The 25628-nt window shown below is 70.7% G+C and carries 20 protein-coding genes; 14 read left to right on the plus strand and 6 right to left on the minus strand.

The window, feature by feature from the left end:
• Positions 1-64: 64 nt before the first annotated feature.
• Together AC069H_RS29675 and AC069H_RS29680 are read right to left on the minus strand one after the other, a co-directional pair.
• Positions 65-895 carry a siderophore-interacting protein gene (locus AC069H_RS29675; protein WP_478234521.1) on the minus strand — a complete coding sequence of 277 codons (831 nt, stop codon included), beginning with the start codon at positions 893-895 and terminating at the stop codon, positions 65-67.
• Between the two features lie 14 nt (positions 896-909).
• Positions 910-1233 carry an MGMT family protein gene (locus AC069H_RS29680; RefSeq protein ID WP_478234522.1) on the minus strand — a complete coding sequence of 108 codons (324 nt, stop codon included), beginning with the start codon at positions 1231-1233 and terminating at the stop codon, positions 910-912.
• A 54-nt stretch (positions 1234-1287) separates the two neighbouring features.
• Between AC069H_RS29680 and AC069H_RS29685 the strand changes: the two genes are divergently transcribed.
• Both AC069H_RS29685 and AC069H_RS29690 read left to right on the plus strand, forming a co-directional pair.
• Positions 1288-4518, plus strand: a complete 3231-nt coding sequence (locus AC069H_RS29685) for an ATP-dependent helicase (RefSeq protein WP_478234523.1) — start codon at positions 1288-1290, stop codon at positions 4516-4518.
• Positions 4515-7772, plus strand: coding sequence for an ATP-dependent helicase (locus tag AC069H_RS29690; protein WP_478234524.1), 3258 nt, complete (start codon positions 4515-4517; stop codon positions 7770-7772). The genes AC069H_RS29685 and AC069H_RS29690 overlap by 4 nt, the downstream gene beginning before the upstream one ends.
• Before the next feature lie 69 nt (positions 7773-7841).
• Here the strand turns inward: AC069H_RS29690 and AC069H_RS29695 are convergent, their stop codons facing one another.
• Complete coding sequence (locus tag AC069H_RS29695; protein WP_034313224.1) at positions 7842-8228, minus strand: DoxX family protein; 387 nt, start codon at positions 8226-8228, stop codon at positions 7842-7844.
• An 88-nt stretch (positions 8229-8316) separates the two neighbouring features.
• Between AC069H_RS29695 and AC069H_RS29700 the strand changes: the two genes are divergently transcribed.
• Complete coding sequence (locus AC069H_RS29700; protein WP_478234525.1) at positions 8317-9393, plus strand: potassium channel family protein; 1077 nt, start codon at positions 8317-8319, stop codon at positions 9391-9393.
• Positions 9394-9563: 170 nt separating this feature from the next.
• On the plus strand, positions 9564-9971 hold the full coding sequence (locus AC069H_RS29705) for a hypothetical protein (RefSeq protein WP_478228468.1): 408 nt from the start codon (positions 9564-9566) through the stop codon (positions 9969-9971).
• Between the two features lie 191 nt (positions 9972-10162).
• Here AC069H_RS29705 and AC069H_RS29710 read toward each other — a convergent pair whose 3' ends face one another.
• On the minus strand, positions 10163-11248 hold the full coding sequence (locus tag AC069H_RS29710) for a neutral zinc metallopeptidase (protein WP_478228424.1): 1086 nt from the start codon (positions 11246-11248) through the stop codon (positions 10163-10165).
• A 217-nt stretch (positions 11249-11465) separates the two neighbouring features.
• Here AC069H_RS29710 and AC069H_RS29715 point away from each other — a divergent pair, with 217 nt between their 5' ends.
• The 7 genes from AC069H_RS29715 to AC069H_RS29745 all read left to right on the plus strand — a co-directional run bounded on the left by AC069H_RS29715 (position 11466) and on the right by AC069H_RS29745 (position 18287).
• Positions 11466-12593, plus strand: a complete 1128-nt coding sequence (locus AC069H_RS29715) for a DUF7847 domain-containing protein (RefSeq protein ID WP_478228425.1) — start codon at positions 11466-11468, stop codon at positions 12591-12593.
• Complete coding sequence (locus AC069H_RS29720; RefSeq protein ID WP_478234526.1) at positions 12587-13228, plus strand: DUF4129 domain-containing protein; 642 nt, start codon at positions 12587-12589, stop codon at positions 13226-13228. Before AC069H_RS29715 ends, AC069H_RS29720 begins: the two co-directional genes overlap by 7 nt.
• Positions 13225-14349: a DUF4350 domain-containing protein gene (locus AC069H_RS29725; RefSeq protein ID WP_478234527.1), complete on the plus strand. Its 1125-nt coding sequence runs from the start codon at positions 13225-13227 to the stop codon at positions 14347-14349. The genes AC069H_RS29720 and AC069H_RS29725 overlap by 4 nt, the downstream gene beginning before the upstream one ends.
• A 17-nt stretch (positions 14350-14366) precedes the next feature.
• On the plus strand, positions 14367-15326 hold the full coding sequence (locus AC069H_RS29730) for an AAA family ATPase (RefSeq protein ID WP_340688791.1): 960 nt from the start codon (positions 14367-14369) through the stop codon (positions 15324-15326).
• Positions 15326-16612, plus strand: a complete 1287-nt coding sequence (locus tag AC069H_RS29735) for a DUF58 domain-containing protein (protein WP_478234528.1) — start codon at positions 15326-15328, stop codon at positions 16610-16612. The genes AC069H_RS29730 and AC069H_RS29735 overlap by 1 nt, the downstream gene beginning before the upstream one ends.
• Before the next feature lie 58 nt (positions 16613-16670).
• Positions 16671-17417, plus strand: coding sequence for a maleylpyruvate isomerase family mycothiol-dependent enzyme (locus AC069H_RS29740; RefSeq protein ID WP_478234529.1), 747 nt, complete (start codon positions 16671-16673; stop codon positions 17415-17417).
• Positions 17418-17504: 87 nt separating this feature from the next.
• On the plus strand, positions 17505-18287 hold the full coding sequence (locus AC069H_RS29745; RefSeq protein WP_478234530.1) for a hypothetical protein: 783 nt from the start codon (positions 17505-17507) through the stop codon (positions 18285-18287).
• 39 nt (positions 18288-18326) lie between these two features.
• Here the strand turns inward: AC069H_RS29745 and AC069H_RS29750 are convergent, their stop codons facing one another.
• A complete protein-coding gene (locus tag AC069H_RS29750) occupies positions 18327-19334 on the minus strand; it encodes a stage II sporulation protein M (RefSeq protein ID WP_340684388.1) in 1008 nt (335 codons plus the stop codon).
• Between the two features lie 61 nt (positions 19335-19395).
• On the opposite strand from AC069H_RS29750, the gene AC069H_RS29755 reads away from it, so the two are divergent.
• Positions 19396-20304, plus strand: coding sequence for an RDD family protein (locus AC069H_RS29755; protein ID WP_478234531.1), 909 nt, complete (start codon positions 19396-19398; stop codon positions 20302-20304).
• Positions 20305-20673: 369 nt separating this feature from the next.
• Here AC069H_RS29755 and AC069H_RS29760 read toward each other — a convergent pair whose 3' ends face one another.
• Entirely contained in the window at positions 20674-21840 is a 1167-nt protein-coding gene (locus AC069H_RS29760; RefSeq protein ID WP_478234532.1) for a neutral zinc metallopeptidase, read from the minus strand.
• A 332-nt stretch (positions 21841-22172) separates the two neighbouring features.
• Here AC069H_RS29760 and AC069H_RS29765 point away from each other — a divergent pair, with 332 nt between their 5' ends.
• A complete protein-coding gene (locus tag AC069H_RS29765; protein WP_478234585.1) occupies positions 22173-23942 on the plus strand; it encodes a DUF2207 domain-containing protein in 1770 nt (589 codons plus the stop codon).
• 73 nt (positions 23943-24015) lie between these two features.
• Positions 24016-25614 carry a DUF2207 family protein gene (locus AC069H_RS29770; protein WP_478234533.1) on the plus strand — a complete coding sequence of 533 codons (1599 nt, stop codon included), beginning with the start codon at positions 24016-24018 and terminating at the stop codon, positions 25612-25614.
• Positions 25615-25628 lie beyond the last annotated feature (14 nt).

A 25628-nucleotide genomic window follows, 5' to 3' on the forward strand; every position in this document is an offset into this window, starting at 1 on the left:
CGTCCCAAAGGTGGCCTTCAGAGCATGCGGCTGGGTGCACCAAATCGCACGTCACCAGGGAGTCTCAGTCCTCCTCGGCCGCGGGAGCTTCGCCGGCCTCCGCCTGCCTCATCGCTTCACGGCCGGCGGCCTCTTCGCTCACCCCTTGCCTCCAGTACCCCGTGAAGCAGATCGCCCGCTTGTCGACGCCGCGCTCCCGAACGAGGTGCCGCCGCACCAGCTTCACCATGTTCGCTTCGCCGGAGATCCACGCGTAGGGTGTCCCGCCCGGCAGATCCGCCTTCCGCACGGCTTCGAGCACCGCGTCGCCGGCAGGACCAGAGCCCCGAACCACCCAGTGCAGGTCCACGGTCCCCTGCGTATCGAAGACCTGCCTGTCTTCGCGATCACTGATCTCGACATAGACCACCGCTCGCGTTCCGGCGGGCAGTGCTTCGACGATCGCGCCGATCGCCGGGATCGCGGTCTCGTCGCCGACCAGCAGCTGCCAGTTCGTGTCCGAGGGCACGTCGTAGAGCCCGTGCGGACCCAGGAAGGCGACCCGATCGCCCTCCGAGGCGCGCGAGGCCCAAGCCGAGGCCGGGCCTTCGTCGCCGTGCAGCACGAAGTCGATGTCCACCTCCTGCACCGACGGTCGCAGCGCGCGCACGGTGTAGGTGCGCATCGGCGGCCGGATCTCGTCGGGCATCGCGAGGTAGGTCCGGTACCAGGACAGCACTCCGTCGCCGCTCAGCGGAGCGGGCAGCACGGGCTCCGACTGACCGGGCTGCGGGAAGAACACCTTCAGGTACTGGTCGGGCGCCTGGTCCACCAGCGACGCCCCCGAGAAGGTCACCCTGCTCATATGCGGCGTGAGCCGCCGGACACAGGTCACCTTCGCCTCGATGTAGCTCATTAGGGGAGGCTAACCTAAAAGAGAGCGTCTGGACCAGCGTCGTCGTCGGGATCACGTTGCCACCGGTATTTGCGCAGGTCGACGCGCTGGCCATCGGCTATGACGCCTTCCGCGCGCAGCCGTTGCAGCTGCTCGTCGACCAGATGCGGAGCCGGCGTCCCGTCGGCCCGCAGAATGCGGTGCCAGGGCAGATCGTGGCCGTCCTCGCCGAGGATCCGGCCGACCAGCCGCGGCGACGGGGCTCCCGAAACCGACGCTATATCCCCATAAGTCGCGACCGAGCCGGCGGGCACGCTCGCGATGACCTCGCGCACCCGCTCGTGCAGTTCGTCATCCATGGGACCACTTTGCCGTGCCGCTGCGAGGTTGTGTCGGCGGGGCGTGGTTCCATCGTGGGCGTGAACGGGCGGCGAACAGCGGCACGAACCGACGCGCGGCTGGTCCGCACGCCGGTCACCGGCACGCCGTCCTTCCAGTGGGATTCCGGCGCCCGCCGCCTGCTGGCCGCCCCGGACGGGTTCCGCCGGGTCCTCGGCGGGCCGGGCACGGGCAAGACGGCCTTGCTGGCGTCGGCGGCGTCGCGGCGCATCGCGGAGGGCGCGAATCCGGAGAGCGTGCTCATCCTGACCACCTCCCGCAAGGCGGCCGAGGTCCTGCGCGCGGACATCACCCACCGGCTCACCACCGATCCGGAAGAGGATCCGCTGCCGCGCACGATCCGTGAGCCGCTCGTGCGCACGGTGCACTCGTACGCGTACGCGCTGTTGCGGATGGAGGCGCAGGCCGACGATCTCCCGCCGCCCCGCCTGCTGGCCGGAGCGGAACAGGACGTCGTCGTCCGGGACCTGCTCGCGGGCGACCTCGAAGAGGGCGCGCTCGACTGGCCGGAGCAGCTGCGGCCCGCGTTGGGCGTGCCCGGGTTCGCCGAGGAACTGCGAGACCTCCTGCTCCGCGCCGCCGAACGCGGGCTCGGCCCGGAGGATCTGGTCGAACTCGGCAGGCGCCGCCGCCGCGAGGAATGGATCGCGGCCGGGCGTTTCTGGAGCCAGTACGAAGAGGTCACGCTGCTGCAGGGCGCGGGCGGCAACGCGCTCGGCGTCGCGAGCGCGCCCGCACTGGACGCCGCCGAGCTGGTCACTTCCGCGCTGCTCGCGCTGGAGGACGATCCCGAACTGCGCGAACGGGAGCAGCGCCGCGTCCGGCACCTTTTCGTCGACGACGCGCAGCATCTCGACCCGTTGCAGACGCAGCTCATCCGGCTCATCGGGCACGCGGCGGACGAGTTCGTCGTCGCGGGCGACCCCGATCAGTCCGTGTTCTCCTTCCGTGGCGCGGATCCCAGCCTGTTCGCCGACGCGGACGAGGACGGCGAGCGCACGGTCCTGCTGACCACGGCCCACCGGCTCGCCCCGGTGATCCGCGCGGCCGTCACGAAACTCGGCTCCGTGCTGCCCGGTTCGTCGCCGCAGCGCAAGCTCGTCGACGCGCCGGACGCCGAGGGCGGCGCCGTCCGGGTCCGCCTGATGCCGACCCCGGCCGCCGAGGCGAGCTGGATCGCCGATCAGCTCCGCCGCGCGCATCTCGTCGACGGCGTGCCGTGGTCGGAGATGGCGGTGCTCGTCCGCTCGCCCGCCCGAACTTTCCTTGTCCTGCAACGTGCTCTGCGGGCAGCCGGGGTGCCCATCGGTTCGGCCACCGAAGAATTACCGCTCGCGAAGCAGCCCGCAGTTCGTCCTCTGCTGGCGATGTTACGGCTCGCTGCGGATCCGGAGCTGCTCGACGTCGACCTCGCCGAGATGCTGCTGTCCTCGCCCTTGGGCGGCGCGGATCCGCTCGCCCTGCGAAGGCTGCGCCGCGGCTTGCGCAGGCTGGAACTCGCGGGCGGCGGACAGCGGTCCAGTGACGAACTGCTGGTGGCAGCCCTACGTACCAACGACGTCCTCACCGGACTCGCCGAGGCCGAGGCGCTGCCGATGCGCCGGATCGGCGGCCTGCTGCACGCCGCGCACCAGGCCGTCGTGCGCGGGGACGGCGTCGAGCAGGTGCTGTGGGATCTCTGGCAGGCGAGTGGTCTGGAGGAGCGCCTGCTGCGTTTGGTCGACCGTGGTGGTTCGCTCGGCTCCCAGGCGGATCGTGACCTCGACGCCATCGTCGCGCTCTTCGACGCGGCCGGTCGCTATGTCGACAGATTGCCGAAGGCGAGTGTCGCCTCGTTCGCGGATTACCTGTCCTCGCAGAACATCGCCGGTGACACGCTGGCGCCTGCCGCGATGAAGAGCGACGGCGTCTCGCTGCTCACAGCGCACGCGTCCGCCGGTCGCGAGTGGACGGTCGTGGCGATCGCCGGTGTCCAGGAGGGCAGCTGGCCGGATCTGCGGCTGCGCGGTTCCGTGCTCGGCGTCGAGCGGCTGGTCGACCTCATGTCCGGCGTCGACGACGAAAAGGTGTCCGCCACCGCGCCGATCCTCGCCGAAGAGCGGCGGCTGTTCTACCTCGCCGCGAGCCGCGCGCGGAAGACGTTGCTGGTCAGCGCGGTCGCGGGGGAGGACGAGCAGCCCTCGCGGTTCATCGACGACCTGGAGGAGAACGGCGCGGACGACGGCGGCCTCGATTCGCGGATGAAGCCGGCGGGACGCTCGCTGGTGCTCGCCGAACTCGTCGGTGAACTGCGCGAGGTCGTCTGTGCTGATACAAGCGGGGACGAACCGAGCGACTCGGAAAGGCGGCGACGGGCGGCGCGTCAGCTCGCCAAACTGGCCGCCGCCGGGGTGCCGGGCGCGCATCCGGGCACCTGGTACGGCCTGCTGGAACCCTCCACCGGCGAACCGGTGCACGGGCCGGGCGACCTCATCCGCATCTCACCGTCCACTGTGGAGGTTCTGGTCAAATGCCCGCTGCGCTGGCTGATCGAACGCCACGGCGGCAGTGACCCGGCACAACTCGCGGCGGTCACGGGCACCCTGGTGCACGGTCTCGCGCAGGCGGTCGCGGGCGGCAGCAGCGACGAGCAGATCCGCGCAGCCCTCGACGAGGCGTGGGTCCGGGTCGACGCGGGGGCTCCGTGGTTCTCGCGCCGCGAGCGGTCGCGGGTCGAGCAGATGCTGCGGAACTTCATCACCTGGCTGGAATCCAGCCGCAAGGAGCTGATCGAAGCCGGGGTCGAGCAGGACATCGAGGTCGAGCTTCCGGTCGGCGATGACGATGTCCGCGTGCTCCTGCGCGGCCGTGTCGACCGGGTGGAGATGGACAAGGACGGCCGTCCGGTCGTCATCGACATCAAGACCGGCAAGGTCCCGATCTCCGCCGCCGACGCCGAACAGCATCCGCAGCTCGCCGCGTACCAGCTCGCCGTGCTGCTCGGCGCGGTCGAGGGCGGTTCGAAACCCGGTGGCGCGCGGCTGGTCTACGTCGCGAAGTCCAACAACAAGACCGGATCCACCCAGCGCGAGCAGGCGCCGCTGGACGAGGACGGCGGCAAGCAATGGCTGGAGCTGGTGCGCTCGGCGGCCGGATCCGCCGCGGGTCCGGAATACGGCGTCACCGAGAACCCGGACTGTGATCGTTGCCCCGCAAGGGGTTGCTGTCCGCTGCGCCCCGAGGGCAGGCAGGTGACCGGCCCTTGATCTCCGAACTCCAGCGCCGCCAGGTCGAGCCGGGCGAGATCGCCCGTGCGCTCGGCCTGCACAGTCCCACCGACGAACAAGCCGAGGTCATCGCCGCGCCGATCGAGCCGTCGCTGGTCGTCGCGGGCGCGGGCGCGGGCAAGACCGAGACGATGGCCGCGCGGGTGGTGTGGCTGGTGGCCAACAGTGTCGTCCCGCCGGAACGCGTGCTCGGCCTGACCTTCACCCGCAAGGCCGCCCGTCAGCTCGGTGAGCGGGTCCGCACCAGGCTGCGCCGCCTGGTCGGATCGGGGCTGCTCGACAAGATCGACCCGACCGGCGACCTGCGGACGACGGTGACCGCGGGCGAGCCGACGGTGCTGACGTATCACGCGTACGCCGGTCGGCTGCTGTCCGAGCACGGCCTGCGGTTGCCCGTCCAGCCCGGGGTCCGGCTGCTTTCGGAGACGTCTTCGTGGCAGTTCTCGCATCGCGTCGTGTCCACTTGGGACAATGACCTGGACACCGATCGTGTGCCGTCCACGGTGACGGCGCAGTTGCTGGCGCTGGCCGGCGAACTCGGCGAGCATCTGGTCGAGACCGAACGGCTCGCGGAGTACACGTCCTGGCTGTGCGAGGTCATCGAGAACGCGCCACGCGCGAAGGGGCAGCGTGCGTCGTTGCCGCAGAAACTTGCCGAAGTCATGACGGCGCAACGGTTCCGGCTCGCGCTCCTGCCGCTGGTCGAGGCGTACCACGCGCGGAAACGGGCGGAAGGCGCGCTCGACTTCGCCGACCAGATGTCGCTCGCGGCGCAGCTCGCCAGCAGCTATCCGGCGGTGGTCGCGGGGGAGCGCGAGCGCTACGGCGCCGTCCTGCTCGACGAGTACCAGGACACCGGACACGCCCAGCGGATCCTGCTGCGGTCGCTGTTCGGCGGCGTCGAGCATCCGCCGATGCCGGTGACGGCGGTGGGTGACCCGGCGCAGGCCATCTACGGCTGGCGCGGGGCGAGCGCGGCGAACCTGCCCCGGTTCACCACGGACTTCCCCCGCGACAACGGCGAACGGCTCGTCCCGGCCTGGGATTTCGGCCTGCTGACCAGTTTCCGCAACCCGTCCGAGGTGCTCGAACTCGCGAACGCGATCTCGGAACCCTTGCGGGAACGCGGTCTCGGCGTCGCCCGGCTGCGCGCGCTGGAAGGCGCGGGTTCGGCCGATATCGCGGCCGCGCTGCTGCCGGACGTTCGCGCCGAACGCGAGTGGGTGGCCGACGCGGTGGCGAAGCGCTGGTTCGAAACCGTGGAGGAGAGCGGAAAACCGCCGACGGCCGCGGTATTGGTGCGCCGCCGCGCCGACATGGCGCCGATCGCGGCGGAAATGCGGGCACGCGGGCTGCCGGTGGAGGTCGTCGGTCTCGGCGGCCTCCTCGACGAACCCGAGGTCGCGGACCTGGTCAGCACGTTGCGCGTACTCGCGGACCCGCTCGCGGGCAGCGCGGCGGCACGGTTGCTGACCGGGGCTCGCTGGCGGATCGCGGCGGCCGACCTCGCGGCGTTGTGGCGCCGAGCGGGCGAACTGTCCTCGCCGGTGCCACCTTCCGGCAAGTCCGATGTGGACGAGCCGGTGCTGGTGACCGAACGGGTCGAGCAGGCGGGGCTCGCCGACGCCATCGACGATCCCGGGACACCGGAACGGTATTCGCCCGAGGGCTACCGGCGGATCCGGAAGATCGGCGCCGAGCTTTCGGCGTTGCGGCGGCGGCTGGACCAGTCGCTGCCCGAGCTGGTCGCCGACGTGGAGCGCACCATGCTGCTCGACGTCGAGTCGCTGGCCCGCCCGGGACCGGCCGGACGCGCGCATCTGGACGCTTTCGCCGACGTCGTCACGGATTTCGCCGAGACGTCGCCGACGGCCACTCTTCTGTCCTTTGTGGACTATCTGAACACGGCCGCGCACGCGGAGGACGGGCTCACCCCCGGCGAGGTGGAGGTCGTCCCGGATCGGGTCCAGGTGCTGACGGTGCATTCGGCCAAGGGGCTGGAATGGCGCATCGTCGCGATCCCGCATCTGGTCAAGGAGGTCTTCCCGGGGCGGCGGCGTTCGTCGTCGTGGCTGCGGACGTCGACCTCGCTGCCCGCCGCGCTGCGTGGCGACTCGGAGGACCTGCCGGAGTTGCGGATTCCCGAAGGCGCCGACCGCAAGGAAGTGCAGGAAGCGCTGGAGCTGCACGAAGAAGGCTTCGTCGCGCGTGAAGCGGACGAGGAGCGTCGGCTCTGTTACGTCGCGCTGACCCGTTCCGAGCACACGATGCTGATCTCCGGCCATTGGTGGAACGAGAGCAGCGCGCGGCCGAAGGGGCCGTCGGAGTTCCTGCTCGAAATCGGCGAGGTGATGCGGGCGAACTCGGTCGGCCGGATCGAGCGCTGGGCCGAGGAACCGGAAACCGACGGCGAGAATCCGCTGGTCGCCGACTCCCGCCGGGCGCGCTGGCCGGTCGATCCGCTGTGGCCGCGGCGCGAGGGCGTCACCAACGGCGTCGACATGGTGCTCGGTGCGATGGAAGACGCGGAGCATGCCGAGGAAGACGAAGAGGACGATCCGGACGGCTGGATCTCCGACACCAAGGTGCTGCTGGAGGAGCGGGCACGGGCGCGGGACCGGGTGCAGCAGGTCGTCCTGCCACCGCATCTTTCGGTGAGCCAGCTGGTCGAGCTGTCGGCCGATCCCGCCGCGCTGGCCAAACGGCTGCGGCGGCCGCTCCCCGTGCGCCCCAACACCTACGCGCGCCGGGGAACGGCGTTCCACGGTTGGCTGGAGCAGCGGTTCGGCGGCGAGCAGTTGCTGGAGATCCACGACCTGCCAGGGGCGGCGGACGTCGACGAGGCGCCCGATACCGAGCTGGAGGCGCTGCAGACCGCGTTCGAGAAGAGCGAGTGGGCGCATCGGGTGCCGCACGCCGTCGAGGTCCCGTTCTCCGCGGACGTCGTGGGCGTCACGGTGCGTGGGCGGATGGACGCGGTGTTCGCCGACGCGGACGGCGGCTGGACCGTCGTCGACTGGAAGACCGGCGCCGTTCCGGAAGCCGATCGGCTCGATTCGCTGGCCGTGCAGCTGGCGGCGTACCGGCTGGCGTGGGCGGCCTTGAAGAACATCCCCGTGGAGAAGGTCCGGGCGGCGTTCCACTACGTGAAACACGACAAGACCGTCCGCCCTGCGGATCTGCTGGACGCCGAAGGCCTGCGGCAACTCCTGCGGAGCGTCCCGACGATCTAGCGTTTAGTCCTCTGAATGCGGTCCTTGCGTGTGCAACTACCGCATCCAGAGGACTAAACGCAGAGGGCGCTAGGCGCGGTCGCGGACCTTGAGAGCCCAGGTCACCAGCGGGATCTGGAGCGGGACGCGGGCCCAGAAGGCCACCCGCCAGTGCTTCGGGGCCTTGCGGCGATCGGCGTCGACGGCCATCTTCACGTTCCCCGGCAGGACCACGACGAACAGCAGCGCGGCCGCGAGCCCGCCGAGACGTCGCGTCTTCGGGTTGGCGACCGCCGCGGCGACGCCCAGCTCGGCCACTCCGGAGCCGTAGGTCCACGCTCGCGGGGAGCCGGGAAGCTGCTTCGGGATGATGGCGTCGAACGGCTTCGGCTGGACGAAATGCAGTACACCGGCCGCGCCGAGCAGGCCGGCGAGGAAATACGCGGGCCGCTGAGACGGCTTGGAATCCGAAGACATGCCCCGAGCTTCGCATACCGCGCTCAACGCGAGGATCTTCGGCTATCCTCCCGACCGTGAGTGACGCGGACCAGGCCGGAGCCTGTGCATGAGGGTTCTCAAGCGTTTCCCGGTCAGGCTGAGCGACCGCCCGGACCACGAGCTCGTCGGCGTGATCCGGATGCCGGAACTGACGGTCAGCCCGCTGCGGTCGATCCTCAAGCGGATCATCGGCGCGGTCCTCGCCCTGCTCGCGACCGTCCTGATCGTGTACCTCGACCGGGACGGCTACCGCGACGCCAACGGCGACGGGCTCTCCTTTCTCGACAGCCTCTATTACGCGACCGTGTCGCTGTCGACCACGGGGTACGGTGACATCGCACCGGCGACGCCGTCCGCGCGGCTGGTGAACGTCCTGGTGATCACCCCGCTGCGGGTGCTCTTCCTCATCGTCCTGGTCGGTACCACGCTCGAAGTGCTCACCGAGCGCTCCCGCCAGGCTTTCAAGATCCAAAAGTGGAGGACGAAAGTGCGTGACCACACGGTCGTCGTCGGATTCGGCACGAAGGGCCGGTCGGCGGTCAACGCGCTGCTCGGGGACGAAAACGTCGAACCCGATCACATCGTCGTCGTGGACACCGACCAGCAGGCCCTCGAAGCGGCCACGTCACTCGGCCTGGTGACCGTGCACGGCTCGGCCACCCGCGCCGACGTGCTGCGCGTCGCCGGGGTGCAGCGGGCGCGCGCCGTCGTCGTCGCCCCGAACCGGGACGACACGGCCGTGCTGGTCACGCTGACCGCCCGTGAGCTGGCGCCGAAGTCGCATATCGTGGCGTCGGTGCGGGAGGCGGAGAACGTCCACCTGCTCAAGCAGTCGGGCGCGAACCAGGTCGTGGTGTCGAGTGAGACCGCCGGACGCCTGCTCGGCATGGCGACGTCGACGCCGCTGGTGGTCGACATGGTCGAGGACCTGCTCACCCCCGAGTCCGGTCTCGCGATCGCCGAACGCCCGGTGGAGCCGTCCGAAGAGGGCGGTTCGCCGCGGCATCTGCCGGACATCGTGCTGGGCGTCGTCCGCGACGGCGTCCTGTACCGCGTGGACGCGCCGCAGGCGGACGCGATCGAGCCGGGGGACAAGCTGCTGTACATCCGGAAGGTGACCTCCGCGGAGACGATCGAGCGGTAGCAGGGGACCTTTGGTATCACGCTGCGCTGGACAGAGGGCTCCTCTGTCTTGCCACCGGTATCACCTCCCAGGGCTTCTGTGTTTTGCCGCGACGTTCTGGGAGCATGGCGTTCGTGCGCAAGCGATCGGACCCCGCCAGAGGGCTCAGCCCGGGGTGGAACTCCCTGGCCGTGGCGGCCGGGGCCGGCCTGCTGGTGATCTTCCTGGCGTGGTTCGCCGGGCCGGGGCTGTTCGGTATCTCGAACGAGACCAAGGGGACGACCGTGCAGGCGGAGGTCGTTCAGCCCGCGCCCTGTACGGGCGGTGGGGCCACCGAGACGGTCAAGTTCGAATTCGGCGGCGCGCCCATGGAAGGTTCACTCAACGGCTGCGGACACGGCAAAGGCGAGCGCATCGAGGTCGTCGTCCCGGACGGGGCCGCGGGGGACGCCGTCGCGGTGCACGCGGCCGACGCGACGGCGGGAGCGAGCGACGCGCGGCGGCCTCTCGGGCTGGCGCTGCTGGTGTTCAGCTGCTTCGCCGGCGGGATGTACGTCTTCCTGGTGGTGCGCGGCCCGCGGGTCCCGGTGACGGCCTGACCTGGTCTCGTGAGTGGTAAGGACGGTTCTAACCGTCTTTACCACTCACGAGCCAGGTGACCAGCCGGACCGGGCAAGCCGGAATCGACGACGGCACCGCATCCGTCGGCGAACGGCAACCACCACCCGAAGCGCGTGAAGGCCCCCTTCCCTCGGCTCAACCGAGGGAAGGGGGCCTTCACGCGCAAAAGTCAGGAAACGGCGCTCGCCGGGGCCGAGAAGGTGTTGCAGTCGGCGATCCGGTTGTTGCTCGCGCCCGCCCGCCACCAGGACGCGTAGTGCGCGTTCGTCCCGTGGTCCTGGCTGCGCGAGGTGTTGTCGCCGCGGGTCTCCTGGTCGTTCCAGGCCTTGTTGTACATGTCCCGGCTGATCGTGCCGCCCTGGTCGACGTGCGCGCCGAGGAACATCCCGGAGAAGCACTGTGCCTGGAGTTCCTTGCGCCGCGACATCTCCAGCCCGGCCGGGCTGTTCTGCCCGGCGTCGTAGATCTTCTGCCAGGCCGCGTCCATCAGCCCGGCGACCTCCTGCACGTGGTGCCCGTACTCGTGCGCGAAAAGGGCAAGGTAGACGCCGGGGTTGTTGCCGTACTGGTCGGTCTGAAGACCACGGAACGGCACGTAGAGGTTGTTCTCACAGTAGTACGCCGCCGTCGCGATGCCCACCTGGATCGTGCCGCATTCGGTCTCGAAGCTGGCCCCGGTCGGGAAGTGCAGCGCGGGCGGGGTGAACGGCAGGTCGTAGGCGTCGAGGAACGGGCCCCAGGCGCTGTCGAGGCATTTGCCCGCCGCCGTGAAGAACGCCTCGGCGGCCTGCTGGCTGCTCTGCCACTGCGGCAGCGTGCAGACGCGGTTCCGCAGGCCGGCGTTGGGGTCCTGGAGGATCGGGTGGTCGCCGAGCTTGAGGATCTTCTGCGGCCCGCTCGACGAGGACGGCGCCCTGGACGGCGACGTCGGGAACGGGTTCGTCGAGGAAGACGGCGACGAAGACCCGCTCGGCGGCAGTTCCGCCCGCGACGACGTGGCCGGGAGAGTGCTGTAGCCCGCGTTCGCTACGTGATCGGAGTCGTCACGATTGAGTGAAACGATCGCGACCAGGCCGAGGACCAGTACGGCGACCGCGCCGAGGCAGATACCGATGATCGCGCCCACGGACCGGCGTGGCGGCGGAGGCGGGAAGTGGTGCGGCGCTCCGTGCCACTGGGCAGGGTGCTGGCCGTGCACCGGCGGTGGCTGGACGGCGCCGCGTGGCGGCCACTGGCCGTGGGGCGGTTGCGTCATCAAGTCGGTCCCGGTGGTTCTAGGGGGCGAACCGGGGGTACCCGGCCCGATGTTCAGCATAACGAGCTAACGGTGTCCCCACCCACAGCTCGGCTGCAGAGGGTATCCAGCGTGAGGCGAGCGGTCACCCATCAGTGTCGTCCCCCCAGCTCTGGCTGGGTGTCGGACCCTCTGGAAGAGTGGGCGCAAGCAACGTGAACGGGTAAGGGGCTGTCGCATGACGGAGACCGGCGGACCGTCCGGGCCTGAAGGCACCGAGACGCCGAAGCCGCAGGCGGGGGAACCAACACAGCCGCGGGCGGAGACACCGACACCGCCGCAGGGGGAAGTGCCGCCTTCACCGGCGCCGGAGCAGCAGTGGCAGTCCCCGTCCGGGGCGACGCCACCGCCTCCCCCGCTGCCGTCGTACCAGCCGCCGCAGCAGCAGTACCCGAACTGGAAGGTCGGCCTCGGCAGGCCCGGCGTCATCCCGCTGCGCCCGCTGAACCTGACCGACATCCTCGACGGCGCGGTCACCGCCATGCGCAAGTACTGGCGCATGGTGTTCGGTGCCGCCGCGGTCACCGCCGTGCTCACCGCGGCCATCAACCTGGTCGGGCTGCTGCTGGTCGACACCACCGCCGATCTCGAACGGATGCGCGATCTCGGCCCGGCGGCCACCGATCAGGAACTGATGAACCAGATGCTCGGCGTCCTCGGCGGGACGCTGGCGTCGTCGTCCATCAGCCTGGTCGCCACCCTGCTCGGGACTACGATCCTCACCGGTTTCCTCACCGTGCTGATGGGCAAGGCCGTGCTGGGCAAGCCGGTCACCTTCAAGGAGGCGCTGCGTGAGGCGACGCCGCGGCTGCTGCCGCTGCTCGGCCTGACCGTGCTCTACACGCTGGCGATCATGGTCGCCGCGATCTTCTGCCTGCTGCCCGCGATCATCCCCTACACCTTCTGGGCGCTGGCCAGCCCGGCGTTCATCCTCGAACGCGGCACGGTGATGGAGGCGTTCCGCCGGTCGGTGAAGCTGGTGTCGGGGATGTTCTGGCGGGTCTTCGGCATCTTGCTGCTGGCCACCGTGATCTCGTCCTTCCTGGCGTCCATCATCACGATCCCGTTCAGCTTCAGTGCCTTCCTGTCCATTTTCGGCGATCTGGACCAGATGTACGTGCCGTCGACCGGTGACCTGATCCTGCAGTCGGTGGGCACGGTGATCGCGCAGACGATCGTCGGCCCGTTCACCGCGCTGGTCACCGTGATCCTCTACATCGACCAGCGGATGCGCCGCGAGGGCATGGACATCGAGCTGGCCCGCGCGGCCGGGATCGCGACGCCGCCCCCGCCGCAGGCATGGTGACGCGCTTCCTCACCGAGGTCCCGGTCGACATCGACCGGGACACCGCCCGGCTGCGTGCCGCCGAGGAGCTCTCGGGCGAGGCCTATCTGGCCGCGAGACCGAGCTGGCTGTCCGAAGCGTTCAACTGGGTGGTCGAAAAGCTGCTGGGCTTCCTCGAAACGGTCGACAGCGCGGTACCCGGCGGGATCTTCGCCGTACTGCTACTGGTCGTCGTGCTGATCGTGGTGGTCGTGGTGATCCGGCTGAAGTCCGGTCCGCTGGCGACGTCGGCGAAAGGCGGGCGAGCCGTGTTCGCCGGGCAGCGCAAGGCGTCCGGCGAACATCGCGAGGCGGCCGAGGAGGCCGCGTCGCGGGGCGACTTCGATGACGCCGTCCGTGAGCGGTTCCGTGCCGTGGTGCGGTCCTTGGAGGAGCGGGCGCTGCTGGACGAGAAGTCCGGGCGGACCGCCGACGAGGCCGCCGTCGAGGCCGGACGGCTGCTTCCCGACGTCGCCGTTCCCTTGCGCGCGGGCGCCCGGTTGTTCGACGACGTCCACTACGGCGGGATCCCCGCCACGGAGGCAGGCTACCGGTCACTGTCCGAATTGGACGAAGGCTGCCGTCGTGCCAGGCCCGTCGCCTTGGCGGCCGGATGACCTCGGTTTCGCCCGACGCCCGCCGGATCTGGCGCGGGGTGCGGCTCCCGCTCGCGGTCGTGCTCCTGATCGTGCTGACCGGGACGCTGCTCGTGCTCTTCCGGGGTGAGCAGACCACCGGCGCGCTCGAACCGGGTTCCTACGAGCCCACCGGCAGCCGCGCGCTGGCGACCTTGCTGGAACGGGAAGGCGTCAAGATCCCGATCGTGCGCACCGCCGCCGCGGCCAAAGGGGTCGCGAGGGGAGCGACGGTCTTGATCACCCGGCCCGAGTACGTGCCCAAGAGCGCCTTCACGGAGATCAGGCAGAACGCCGAGCACGTCGTGCTGGTGCAGCCGAGCCCTGGCACGGTCGAAGAAATCCTTCCCGGGGTGCGGGTGAACGGCCAGGCCGAGACCGAGACCCGCGCGCCCGACTGCGAGGCCAAGGATCCCGTCGCGGCGGGGAACGCGACGATGGGCGGCCTGAAGTATTCGGCCACGCAGCCGAGGGCGCAGGAATGCTACGGCGGCTCGTATCTCGAAGTCCCGGGTCCACAAGGGACGGTGACCGTGCTCGGCACGCCCACCCCGCTGACCAACGACTGGCTGGCCGACGAGGGCAACGCGGCGCTGGCGATGCGGCTGCTCGGGAAGCACGAGCGGCTGGTCTGGTACCTGCCGACGGCCGCCGATCCGTCGCTGGAGACCGAGAAGAAGCCGCTGTCCGAGCTGATCCCGGCGGGCTGGTCGTACGCGGCGTTGCAGGCCGGGGTCGCGGTGGTGCTGCTGGCGTTGTGGCGTTCCCGGCGACTGGGGCCGGTGGTGACCGAACCGATCCCGGTCGTGGTCCGCGCGGCGGAGGCCACCGAAGGGCGGGCGAGGTTGTATCGCAAGGCGAAGGCCGCCGCGCACGCCGGGGAAACCCTGCGGGAGGCGGCTCGCGCGCGGCTCCGGCCGTTGCTGGGGCTCACCCGCGACGCCGAACCGGCCGCGCTCGTGGAGTCCGTCGCCGCGCGGACCGGCCGGGCGCCCGCCGAGGTCGGCGCGCTGTTGTACGGGGATCCGCCCGCCGATGACGCCGCGCTCGTGCGGCTGGCGGACGGACTCGATGTCGTGGAACGAGAGGTGGAGCGGTCTTGAGTACCGAACAGTCCAGTGTGGACGCCGCGGCCGACGCGCGCGCGGCGCTGATCGCGCTGCGTACCGAAGTCGGAAAAGCCGTGGTGGGCAACGACGCGGCCGTCACCGGGCTCATCATCGCGTTGCTGTGCCGGGGACATGTGCTGCTCGAAGGCGTCCCCGGCGTGGCGAAGACCCTGCTGGTGCGGGCGTTGGCGGCCGCGCTGGACCTGGAGACGACCCGGGTGCAGTTCACGCCGGACCTCATGCCGGGCGACATCACCGGTTCGATCGTGTACGACGCGCACAGCGGCGAGTTCTCGTTCCGCGAGGGCCCGGTGTTCACGAACCTGTTGCTGGCCGACGAGATCAACCGCACCCCGCCGAAAACGCAGTCTTCGCTGCTGGAGGCGATGGAGGAGCGTCAGGTCTCCAGCGACGGCAAGACGCGGCCGCTGCCCGACCCGTTCATCGTCATCGCGACGCAGAACCCGGTCGAATACGAGGGCACGTACCCGCTGCCCGAGGCGCAGCTGGACCGGTTCCTGCTGAAGCTGACCATGCCGATGCCGTCCCGTGAGGACGAATTCGGCATTCTTTCCCGGCACGCGCAGGGTTTCGACCCGCGGGACCTGTCCGCGGCGGGGGTCACCCCGGTCGCCGGGATCGCCCAGCTCGACGCCGCGCGGCGCGCGGTCGCCGGGGTCACCGTGCGCCCCGAAGTGCTCGCCTACATCGTCGACGTCTGCCGGGCGACGCGGTCGCTGCCGTCCGTGCGGCTCGGCGTCTCCCCGCGTGGCGCGACGGCGCTGCTTGCCGCCACCCGGGCGTGGGCGTGGCTCGCGGGCCGTGACTACGCCACCCCGGACGATGTCAAAGCCTTGGCTCGCCCGGCTTTGCGGCACCGTCTCGACCTGCGGCCCGAGGCCGAGCTCGAAGGCGCGACCGCCGACGGCGTGCTGGACCGGGTCCTCGCGTCCGTGCCCGTTCCGCGCTGATGGCCGTCACCGGGCGGCTCGGGCTGCTGGCGCTCCTCGCGGCGCCGGTGGTCGGTTTCCTGCTGCCCTCGGCGGCCGGGATCGGGCTGGCCGCGGCGGTGCTGCTTTTGTTGGTGGTGGTGGATCTCCTGCTCGCCGGGAGTGTGCGGCGGTTGGAATTCGCGCGGTCCGGCGCGACGTCGGTGCGGCTGGGGGAGGCGTGCGAGGTCACGCTCACGGTGGCCAACCCCGGCGGCCGTCCGGTGCGCGCGTGGCTCCGGGACGCCTGGCCGCCCAGCGCCGGCGCGGAAGACCGGCACCGGCTGACGTTGCCCCCTGGCGAACGCCGCGTCGTGACCACGCGGCTCCTGCCGACCCGGCGCGGTGACCGGATCGCCGCCAGGGTGACCGTCCGGTCGATCGGGCCGCTGGGGCTCGCCGCACGACAGGGTTCGCATGACGTGCCGTGGACCGTGCGGGTGCTGCCGCCGTTCCACAGCCGCAAGCATCTGCCTTCGCGGCTCGCGCGGCTGCAGCAGCTCGACGGCCGCAACGCGGTGCTGATCCGGGGCCAGGGCACGGAATTCGACTCCCTGCGCGAGTATGTGATCGGTGACGACGTCCGGTCGATCGACTGGCGGGCTTCGGCGCGCGCGTCCGACGTCATGGTGCGGACCTGGCGCCCCGAACGCGATCGGCATGTGGTGCTGGTGCTCGACACTGGCCGCGTTTCGGCGGGCCGGGTCGGGGACGCGCCCCGGCTCGACGCGGCGATGGACGCGGCCCTGCTGCTGGCCGTGCTCGCCGCTCGAGCGGGTGACCGCGTCGACCTCCTCGCCTACGACCGGCAGGTCCACGCCGCGGTCCAGGGATCGACGGAGTTGTTGCCCGCCTTGGTGAACGCGATGGCACCGCTCGAATCGTCGCTGGTCGAGACCGACGCGCGAGGGATGGTCGCGGAGGTGCTGCGGCGGACCCGGCGGCGCGCGCTGGTCGTCCTGCTGACCGGGCTGGACGCGGCACCGCTGGAAGAAGGCCTGTTCCCGGTGTTGTCGAAGCTGACCTCGCGGCACCAGCTGATGATCGCTTCGGTGGCGGACCCGCGGGTCGCCGAGATGGCGGCGGGCCGTGGCGACGCGGAAGCCGTCTACGACGCGGCCGCGGCCGAGCGGGTGCTGGCCGAACGGCGCCAGGTCACCGCGCGGCTGGCGCGGCACGGAGTCGAGGTCGTCGACGCCGTGCCCGAGGAGCTGCCGCCGCGGCTGGCGGACCGGTATCTCGCGTTGAAGGCGGCCGGACGACTGTGATGTCGAGAGCCGTGGACCGGCTCCGACCCCCTGGTGAACCGATCACCAGGAGGAACCGATGGATTTCGACCGGCACTGCGCGGAGATCGTCACCCAGGCCGAGCTGCTCGCGACCGAACTGGCCGACGCCGACCTGACGACGCCCGTGCCGTCCTGTCCAGGCTGGACGCTGGGCGCGCTGGTGCGCCATCTCGGCGCCGGGCACCGATGGGCGGACGAGATCGTCCGGAGCCGGGCGACCGCGCCGGTGCCCGACGACCAGGTGCGCCAGGTGGACGGCGACGATTCCGGACGGCTGCCCGGGTCTTGGCTGGTGGACGGTGCTTCCCGGCTGGCGTCGGCACTGCGGGAAGCGGGACCGGACGCCGAGGTCTGGGTGCCGTTCCACTACCGGAACGCGTCGTTCTACGCGCGCCGCTTCACGCATGAGACGCTCGTCCACCGCGCTGACGCGACCTTGGCCGTGGGGCTGGAGTTCCGCGCCGCGCCCGACGTCGTGTTCGACGCGATCGACGAGTGGATGGAACTCGAAGCGCTGCCACCGCACTTCGAGTTCAGGCCGGAGAAGCGGGAAATCCTGGGGGCGGGCCGGTCGGTGGGTTTCGAGTCGGGGGAGCACGCTTGGTTCCTCGACCTCGACGGCTCGGCGGTCACCTGGGAGCGGGGACGGCGAGGTGCCGCGGTGACCGTGCGCGGCTCGCTGACGGATCTGGTGCTGACGCTTTACCAGCGCAGGGAAGCCAGGGACGTCGTCGGCGATCTTGAGCTGTTCAACTTGTGGCAGACCCACGTGCGGTTCGGCTGAACCCGATGGAGTGGCGCCGGTTGGCGAAGGCGGTCGCGGGCGGTTAGCTCGGAGGGAGATCCGGACCGACACGATTGGGGCCCAGGCTTGCGCAGGTTCGTGCTGTTCTTCGCGGTGGTTTCGGTGACGCTGTCCTGGGCGCCCGCTTCCGCGCAGCCCGCCGGGACACCGGTCTACCTCGCCGACGGGGGCGGCACCATCTCCTTGGCCGCGGCCGACGGCAAGCTCGCCCTCGCCGACGCCAAGGACGCCAACGCGCACTGGGTGTACGACAAGGCCGCGCTTTCCTACAAGCATGTCGCGAGTGGACAGTGCCTGGCGGCGATGAGCCCCGTCGACGGGGTCGGCGTCAAACTCGTCGCGTGCGACGGCAAGGACCGTCACCAGCAATGGCGTCGCAACGCCGGGCTGCCCGGGCTGGTGCTGCTGGCGAACGTGGCGACGGCTCGGTGCCTGACCGCGGAGGCACCGGTCGTCGGGGCTCGGCTGTACCAGGAGGTCTGTTCGCTGTCCGGACTCTCCAACACCTGGGCGGCCGGCGTGCGGACGCTCGCGATCCTGTCGGGGAACGGGCAGCGGCTGTCGACGAAGACGCCCGGTCAGCCGTTCGTGGTACGCGTGGTCGGGGAGAACGGCCAGCCCGCGGCCGACGTGCCGGTGAACTTCTTCGTCCGCGCGGCACGGCCGAAGAACGTGCTGGTCTTCGAAGGCGGTGCGGAGACGGCGACCGCGAAGACCGGGGCCGATGGCTCGGCGGCGAGCCCGAAGATCGTCCTGACCGAACCCGGCGAGTTCGAGATCCGGTTCACGGGCAGCGCGAGCCTGGAGGACGGGAACAGCATCACCTTCGAAGGTAGTTGCAGCTGCTAAGCAAGTGGTAGCAAAGGTCCCTTGCTCCCTTTCCCCAGGTCAGCCCGCTTCCGGCCGGGCGTCTCCAGCGTATCGCCAGTCGACATCGCCCACTTCGCCCGCTTTCGCGGCCCTGCGCCCGACGACGAACACGTAAAGCAGGAACGCGACCTCCGCGACCACACCGATTCCGATGCGCGCCCAGGTCGGCAGGCCCGACGGGGTCACGAAACCCTCGATCACGCCGGAGATCAGCAGCACCACGGTCAGCCCCAGCGCCATCACCACGACCGAGCGACCCTGTTCGCCGAGTGCCGCCGTCCGGGAACGGCGTCCCGGGTCGATGACCGTCCAGCCGAGCTTCAGCCCCGTCCCGGCGGCGACGAACACCGCGGTCAGCTCCAGCAGACCGTGCGGCAGGATCAGGCCGAAGAACACGTCGAGCCGCCCTGCCGAGGACATCAGGGCGGCGCCGATCGCGAGGTTCAGCGAGTTCGCCCAGAGCGCGTAGATCACCGGGACACCCAGCACCACGCCGAGGAACAGGCAGGTCGCGGCCACCCACGCGTTGTTGGTCCAGACGCGTGCGGCGAAGGAGCCCGCGGGATCGGACGAGTAGTACGTCTCGTACTTCCCGCCCGGCGCGGTCAGGTCCTTGAACTCCTCGGGCGAGGCCAGCGACGCGAGCACCTGCGGGTCACCGGCGATCCACACCGCCGCGATCGCCATCACCGCGATCGACGCCGCCGCCGACGCCAGCCACCAGCGCCGGCTCAGGTACAGCGCCGCCGGGAACCGCTGGGTGAAGAAGAGGCCGATCTCGCGCCAGGCGGGGCTGTGCGAACCGGTGACGGCCGAGCGGGCCTTCGCGACCAGGCCGGACAACTGCGCGACGAGCACGGGATCGGGCGCGACCGAGCGGATGATCGACAGATGCGTCGCGACGCGCTGGTACAGCGTCACCAGCTCGTCGGCGTCCGGGCCGCTGAGTTTCCCGGCGCGGCCCACGAGGTCACGCAGCCGGTTCCATTCGGCCTGATGCGCGGCGACGAACACGTCCACGTCCAACTCGGAGCCCTCCCGGCGATCGTCCTTGGTCGCCCAGCCTATTCGTCACTACGCTTGCCCGGTGGAACAAGAGTCCGAACTCGTCACCGGCGAGGCCGTCGTCCTGGACGTCCGCGCGGCGAAACTGGCCAGCCGCGGGCTCGCCATGATGCTCGACGTCGTTCTCCAGCTCATCGCCCTGTTCGTCGCGATGCTGGTGCTGAGCCAGGTCGCCGCGTTCGGTGACGAAGCGCTGGCGCTGACCCTGTTCCTGGTAACCGTCGTGCTGATCATGGTCGGCTACCCGGTGATCTTCGAGACGCTGACCCGCGGCCGCACCCTCGGAAAGATGGCGCTCGGCCTGCGGGTGGTCCGCACCGACGGCGGTCCGGTGCGGTTCCGGCACGCGCTGGTCCGCGGGCTCGCCGGGTTCTTCATCGACTTCTGGGCGCTGGGGATGCTCGGCGTCGTGGCGGTGGTCACGTCGCTGCTGTCGCCCAACGGCCGCCGCGTCGGCGACTATCTCGCCGGCACGCTGGTGGTCCGGGAACGCATGCCCGCCGCCAGGACGCCGTACGTCGGGATGCCGCCGCAGCTGGCGTACTGGGCCTCGCAGCTGGACTTGACCCGGCTTTCGAACGACCTCGCGCTGGCCGTCCGGCAGTACCTGAGCCGGACGAGCGAGCTTCGCCCCGAAGCGGTCGAAGCGCTCGGGTACGGGCTCGCGCAGCAGGTCGCGGAGGCGATCGGGGCGCCGGTGCCGCCAGGGGTGCCGTCCTGGGCGTATCTGTCGGCCGTGCTGGCCGAGCGGCGGCGGCGGGACCAGGCGAAGCTGCGACCGGCGGTTCAGTACGGGCCGCCGGCGCCTGCCGCGCCGGGATATCCCGCCGCGCCTGGGCAGCAGGCCTATCCTCAGGCGACCGCGCCGGTCGTCCAGCCGGAACCTCCCTCAGCGCCGGTTCCGGAGAACCCCTTCGCGCCGCCGGGCTGACCTGGCGCCCCCAAGTCCGTGAAGGCCTCCTTGCCTACCCTCAAGGTAGGGAAGGAGGCCTTCACGGACTTGACGTCAGGGGCCCGGCAAACTCGATTGGTGCAGCTCGCAGTACTTGCTTGAGTGGTACGGCGAACGCGGAATGGGGCGTAGTCCGGCACTCGGTCCTGGTGTCCCCAATGTGGCATTGGAGACGCTCAGCGTCTCCAATGCCACATTGGGGACACCGAACGAACCGGGAGGCTCGCGCTGCGCCTCTGAACCGCGTGAACACGACTTCGCCGGGACCCAGAGTCCGTGAAGGCCTCCTTGCCTACCCTCAAAGTAGGGAAGGAGGCCTTCACGGACTTGACGGAAACCCCGGCGCGGTCAGGAAACGTCGGCCGACTTCGCCGCCCAGGTGTTGCACTGGAACATCCGGTTCTTCTGCGCGCCGTGCTGCCACCACGAGGCCGCGTGCGCGTCGGAGCCGTGGTCGCGCGGGCCGCCGTTGTGGTCGCCGCGGTCCTGGGTCTGCCAGGCGTCGCGGTACATCGCCTGATCGACCGAGCCACCGCGCCCCACCGTCGAACCCAGGAACGTCCCGGACAGACACTGCGCCGAAAGCTCGTTCCGCCGCGACATCTCCAGGCCGGCCGCCGAGTCGGTGCCCGCTTCGTAGCGTGCGGTCCAATAGGCCTCCGAGATCCCCGAAAGCGCCTGAATGTGATGCGCGTACTCGTGGGCGAAGACGGCCAGATAGACCCCCGGCCGGCTGCCGTACTGGGAGACCTGAAGTCCTTCGTACGGCATGTAAAGCGTCTCGTTCTGCGAGCAGTAGAACGCCGCCACCGAACCGTTGCTGGCGTCGCCGCAGGGACTCGACCAGTTCTTGCCGGACGGGTACTTCACGGTCGGGACCCGGAACGGCAGTTTCGTGTAGTTCATGACCTGCTGCCAAACGTTGTCCAGACAGGGCCGCGCGCTGTCGAAGAAGGCCGATGCCGCGTCCGGGTTGTTCGCCCAGCGCGCGAGGTTGCACGGCTGGTTCGGCAGGCCGACTTGGGAATCGAGCCACAGCGGGTTGTCCGCCAGCTTGTGGTGCGGCCGCGGACCGGACGGCGCGCGGCTGGCCGACGTCTCGCGGGTCGAGCCCGCCGACGTCTCGCGTGAAGCGGTCGAATCGCGCGAACGGGTGCTCGTCGTCGACGTGTCGCTGGACGTGGTGGTCGTCGTGTAGTCCGAAGAGGAGGTCGTCGGATAGCTCGAGTATCCGACGTCAGCGACGTGCTTCGAGCCGCCGTTGGCGATGGTGACCACCATGAGCAGCCCGCCCATCAACGCCATCAACGCCACGATCGCGACCGCCGCGATGACCCCGCCGTTCGACTTCTTGGCTTGGTATCCCCCGTAGGGCGCGAACGCGGGCTGCGCGAAACGCGGACCGTACGGAAAGCTGCGGCGGGCCGACGGCGCCGGGCCGGAACGGGACCGGCGCGCCGATCCGCGGCGGCGGCAGCGGGGCCGCGCCCGGCGGGGGCAGCGGCATGCCGCCACTCTGCGGCCCAGGCCGGATCGGCGTCGGCTGCGAAATCGGCGGCCGAGGGTGACCGGGCGGGACGGGACCCGGCCGGTTCGGCGGAGGCATCGGCGGGCCACCGCGCGGCGGCAGCGGACGCGCTCCCGGCGGCGGGAGCGGACGGCCACCCCGCGGCGGCTGCCCGGGTGGTGACGGCGGCGGAGTCGGCCGGCGTCGCGGATCAGGCGGGCCGGGCGGCTGCTGGTTCATCGAGTGGATCCCCCATGCGATTCGGCAACGCCGTTCGCCCAGGTGGCGGATTCGGCGTTTCGGCGGTCAGCATAGATCGGCTGCCCTAGAGTGTGTGGCTGTGTTGACGAAATGGGGGACGGCGGTCGTGGCCGTCGCGGCGAGCTCGGCCTTGATGGCCCCGCCGTCGGATACGAACGTTCCGGAGGCGCCCGCGGCGGGCCCTTCGCTGACGAACGCGCCACAATTGCCGAAGCCGCCGCCGATCGGCGCGCGCGGTCAGCTCGGGCTGCTCCAGCCGCCGAGCGGCGCGGCCGCGAACGTCGTGGTGAAGGTGGAACGCGACGGTTCGTTGTCGATCACCGAGCAGGTGACCGTCCCGGGTGGACAGCACCTCGTACGCCGGATTCCCTTGAAGGTCCCCGCCGGAGAAGAGCAAGACCGCGTGTACGTCGTCCGTGACGTCTCGGTCGAGGGCGCGGGCAAGGCGGAGCCGAACGGCGAACAGCTGGTCGCCACCTTCGACGGAGGCGTGGCCACCCTAAAGTACAAAGTGGACGGTGCGGTCGCGGACGTCAACGGCGCGCAGCAGGTCCGCTGGCAGGTCGCGAGCGGCTGGGACGGCGAGCTGTCCCGGGTGTCCGCATCGTTCAGCGCGCCGACGCGTGAAATGCCCACAGTGGACTGTTTCGCCGGTCCGCTCGGTTCGGACAGGCAGTGTTCGCTCGCGGAGACCGACCACAGCGGCGTCGTCCGCATCGAACAGGACAAACTCCCGGCGGGTGAACGGGTCGACCTCGCCGTCCAGCTCCCGGCGGGCACGGTGCCCGCGAACGCGCGGTTCGAGCAGATCGCCACGGTCGGCGGCGCGTTCGCCCTCACCGCCCTCGCCGGCCTCGGTTTCGGGGCGCTGGCACTGATCCTGGTGCTCGGCGCGCTCGCCATCTGGCTGCTGCGCCGCCGCGACAAGGGCGCGCTCACCGCGGGCACCGGTCCGGTCGACGTCCTCATGCGAGAAGGCGATCGGGTCTCGTTCGTCTCGCCGGACGGTGTCCTGCCGGGACAGGTCGGCACGGTCGTCGACGAGACGGTCGACGTCGTGGACGTCAGCGGCACGGTGGTCGATCTCGCGGTCCGCAACTACCTGTGGATCGCCGAGGTCCGCGGCGCGGGCACGGTCGACTGGCGGATCGCGCGCCGCAACGCGCCGGACGAGCACCTCGCCGCCTTCGAACGCGAGATCTACACCGCGATCCTGCCCGAGGGCACCGATTCCGTGCTGCTGTCGGAACTCCGCGGCCGCGGCACCGTCGATCTCCGTGTCGCGGGCGAGGCGATGTACGCCGACGTGGTACGCAGGGGCTGGTTCTCGCGCCGCCCGGACAAGGGCAAGAGCAAACTCACGTGGGCGGGCATCGGCCTGATCGCCCTCGGCCTCGTGGGCACCGCCGTCCTGACCTTCACCATCGGGCACGCGCTGCTCGGCGTCGCGGCCGTGCTCGCCGGGGTCGCCGCGCTGCTGGGCGCTTCGTGGGTGCCGCCGCGGACCTCGCGCGGCAGGCGCCTGGTCGGCCAGGTGCGCGGGCTGCTCGAATACCTGCACACCGTCAAGGTCGCCGACATTCCGGTGGGGGACCGGGAAATGGTGTTCTCCCGGTCGCTGCCGTACGCCATCGTGCTCGGTGACGTCGATCGCTGGCTCCGGACATTCGAAGGGCTCGACCCGTCGGCGGACGGTTCGGCCGGGCTGTACTGGTTCGGCGGCCTCGAAGGCGATCGGGATCTGCGCCGGTTCGCCGCGCACCTTCCGTCGTTCCTGTCCGCTTTGGACGGTCTGCTCGCGGAATCCGGGCACCTGCGCTCGCTCCGCCCCGAACCGGTCCCCGCCTGACGTGAAGACTCGCATTTCGTCCTCTGAATGCGGTCCTTGCACGCGCAACTACCGCATTCAGAGGACGAAATGCGTGGGGTTGGCGGTGCTTCTGGTCGTGCTGGGCGCGGCACCGGCGGGAGCACAAGGCGAACCGCAGCTGCCCTCGCTGCCGAACAGCGCGGAGATCTCGCTCAAGGTGGAACGCGACGGCGCCCTCTCGGTCGTCGAGGCGGTGTCCGTGCCGAGCGAGGCGACGATGACCCGCCGGATCCCGCTCCGCACGGCGGCACCGCACGACCGTGACCGGATCATCGGCATCCGTGACGTCGTCATCGAGGGCGCGGGCAACGCCGAGCTGACCGACGACGAGTTCACCGTCAAGCTCAAGGGCGGAACCTCGGTCGTCCGGTACACAGTGGACGGTGCGGTCTCCGAAGCCGACGGCCTGACCCGGGTGAGCTGGCAGCTCGCGGGCGGCTGGGACTCCCGGCTCGAACTCGTGCGAGCGAGCTTCGCCGCGCCGTCCGTCCCGAACGCGGTCACCTGTCACGCCGGGCCCGAGGGGTCTCGCGCGCGCTGCGGCACCGCCCAGATCGCGCATTCCGGGCTGACCAGGTTCAGCCAGCAGAACCTCGCGGCCGGGCAGCGGATGGAGATCTCGGTCGAACTGCCCGGCGGGACCGTCCCGGCGAACGCGCGCCTGGAGCCGTCGAAGACCTTCGCCGGCGCGTTCGTGCTCACCGCTCCGGTCGGCTGGGCTTGGTTCGGCTTCGTGCTCGCGCTGATCGCGGCCGCGGTGGCGTTGACCCTGCTGCGGAGGCGGGACGAGCACCCTGGCGACGCGCTCCCGGTCCGGCTGCTCACCGGGAAGGACGACCAGGCCGCGTTCGCCTCACCCGACGGCGTGCTGCCCGGACAGGTCGGGACCGTGCTCACGGGTCGCGCCGACGCCGTCGACCTGGCCGCGACGGTCGTCGACCTCGCCGTCCGGAACTACCTCTGGGTGAGCGAGGAGCCCGGTGAACTGACCGGCTGGCGGCTCGTCCGCCGCAACCCGCCGGACGACCAGCTGACCGCCTACGAACGCGCCGTCTTCGACGCGCTGCTGCCCGGCGAACGCGAGTCCGTGCTGCTGTCGGAGATCCAGTCGGCGCGGATCGGGATCGAAACGGTGCGGGACGCGCTGGACGACAGCGTCGTCGAACGCCGCTGGTACACGCGGCTGCCCGGCAGGCTGACCCGCGCCGGCCTGCGGATCTGCTTCTACGGTCTGTTCCTCACCGTCCTGCTGGCCTTGACCGTCGGCTACGCCCAGCTCGGGGTGATCGTCATCGCCGCGGGCGCGGTACTCGCCGTCGCCGCCCGGTGGCTGCCGGTGCGCACCGGCGCCGGTGTCGCGCTGCACCGGCGGCTGCTCGGCGTCCGTGACGCGCTGCTGGCGACCGAGGCGACGGCCGTTCCGAAGCTCGAACGCGAGGTGCTGCTTTCCCGGGCGCTGCCGTACGCGCTCGCTCTCGGCGAACAAGCACAGTGGGTCTCCGGATTCGCCGCGCTCAAGGGGCCGCCCAAGATCTACTGGTACGGCAAGGAAGACGGCGATGAAGTCCCGATCGAGCGGGTGAGCGACTTCACGGCCGCGCTAGTGGGAACCTTCGCCGCGACCCGCCAGGGTCGTCGCCTGGAGGCCTGAGTAGCCCGTAGGGT

This window comes from Amycolatopsis sp. NPDC043887 (assembly GCF_056435665.1).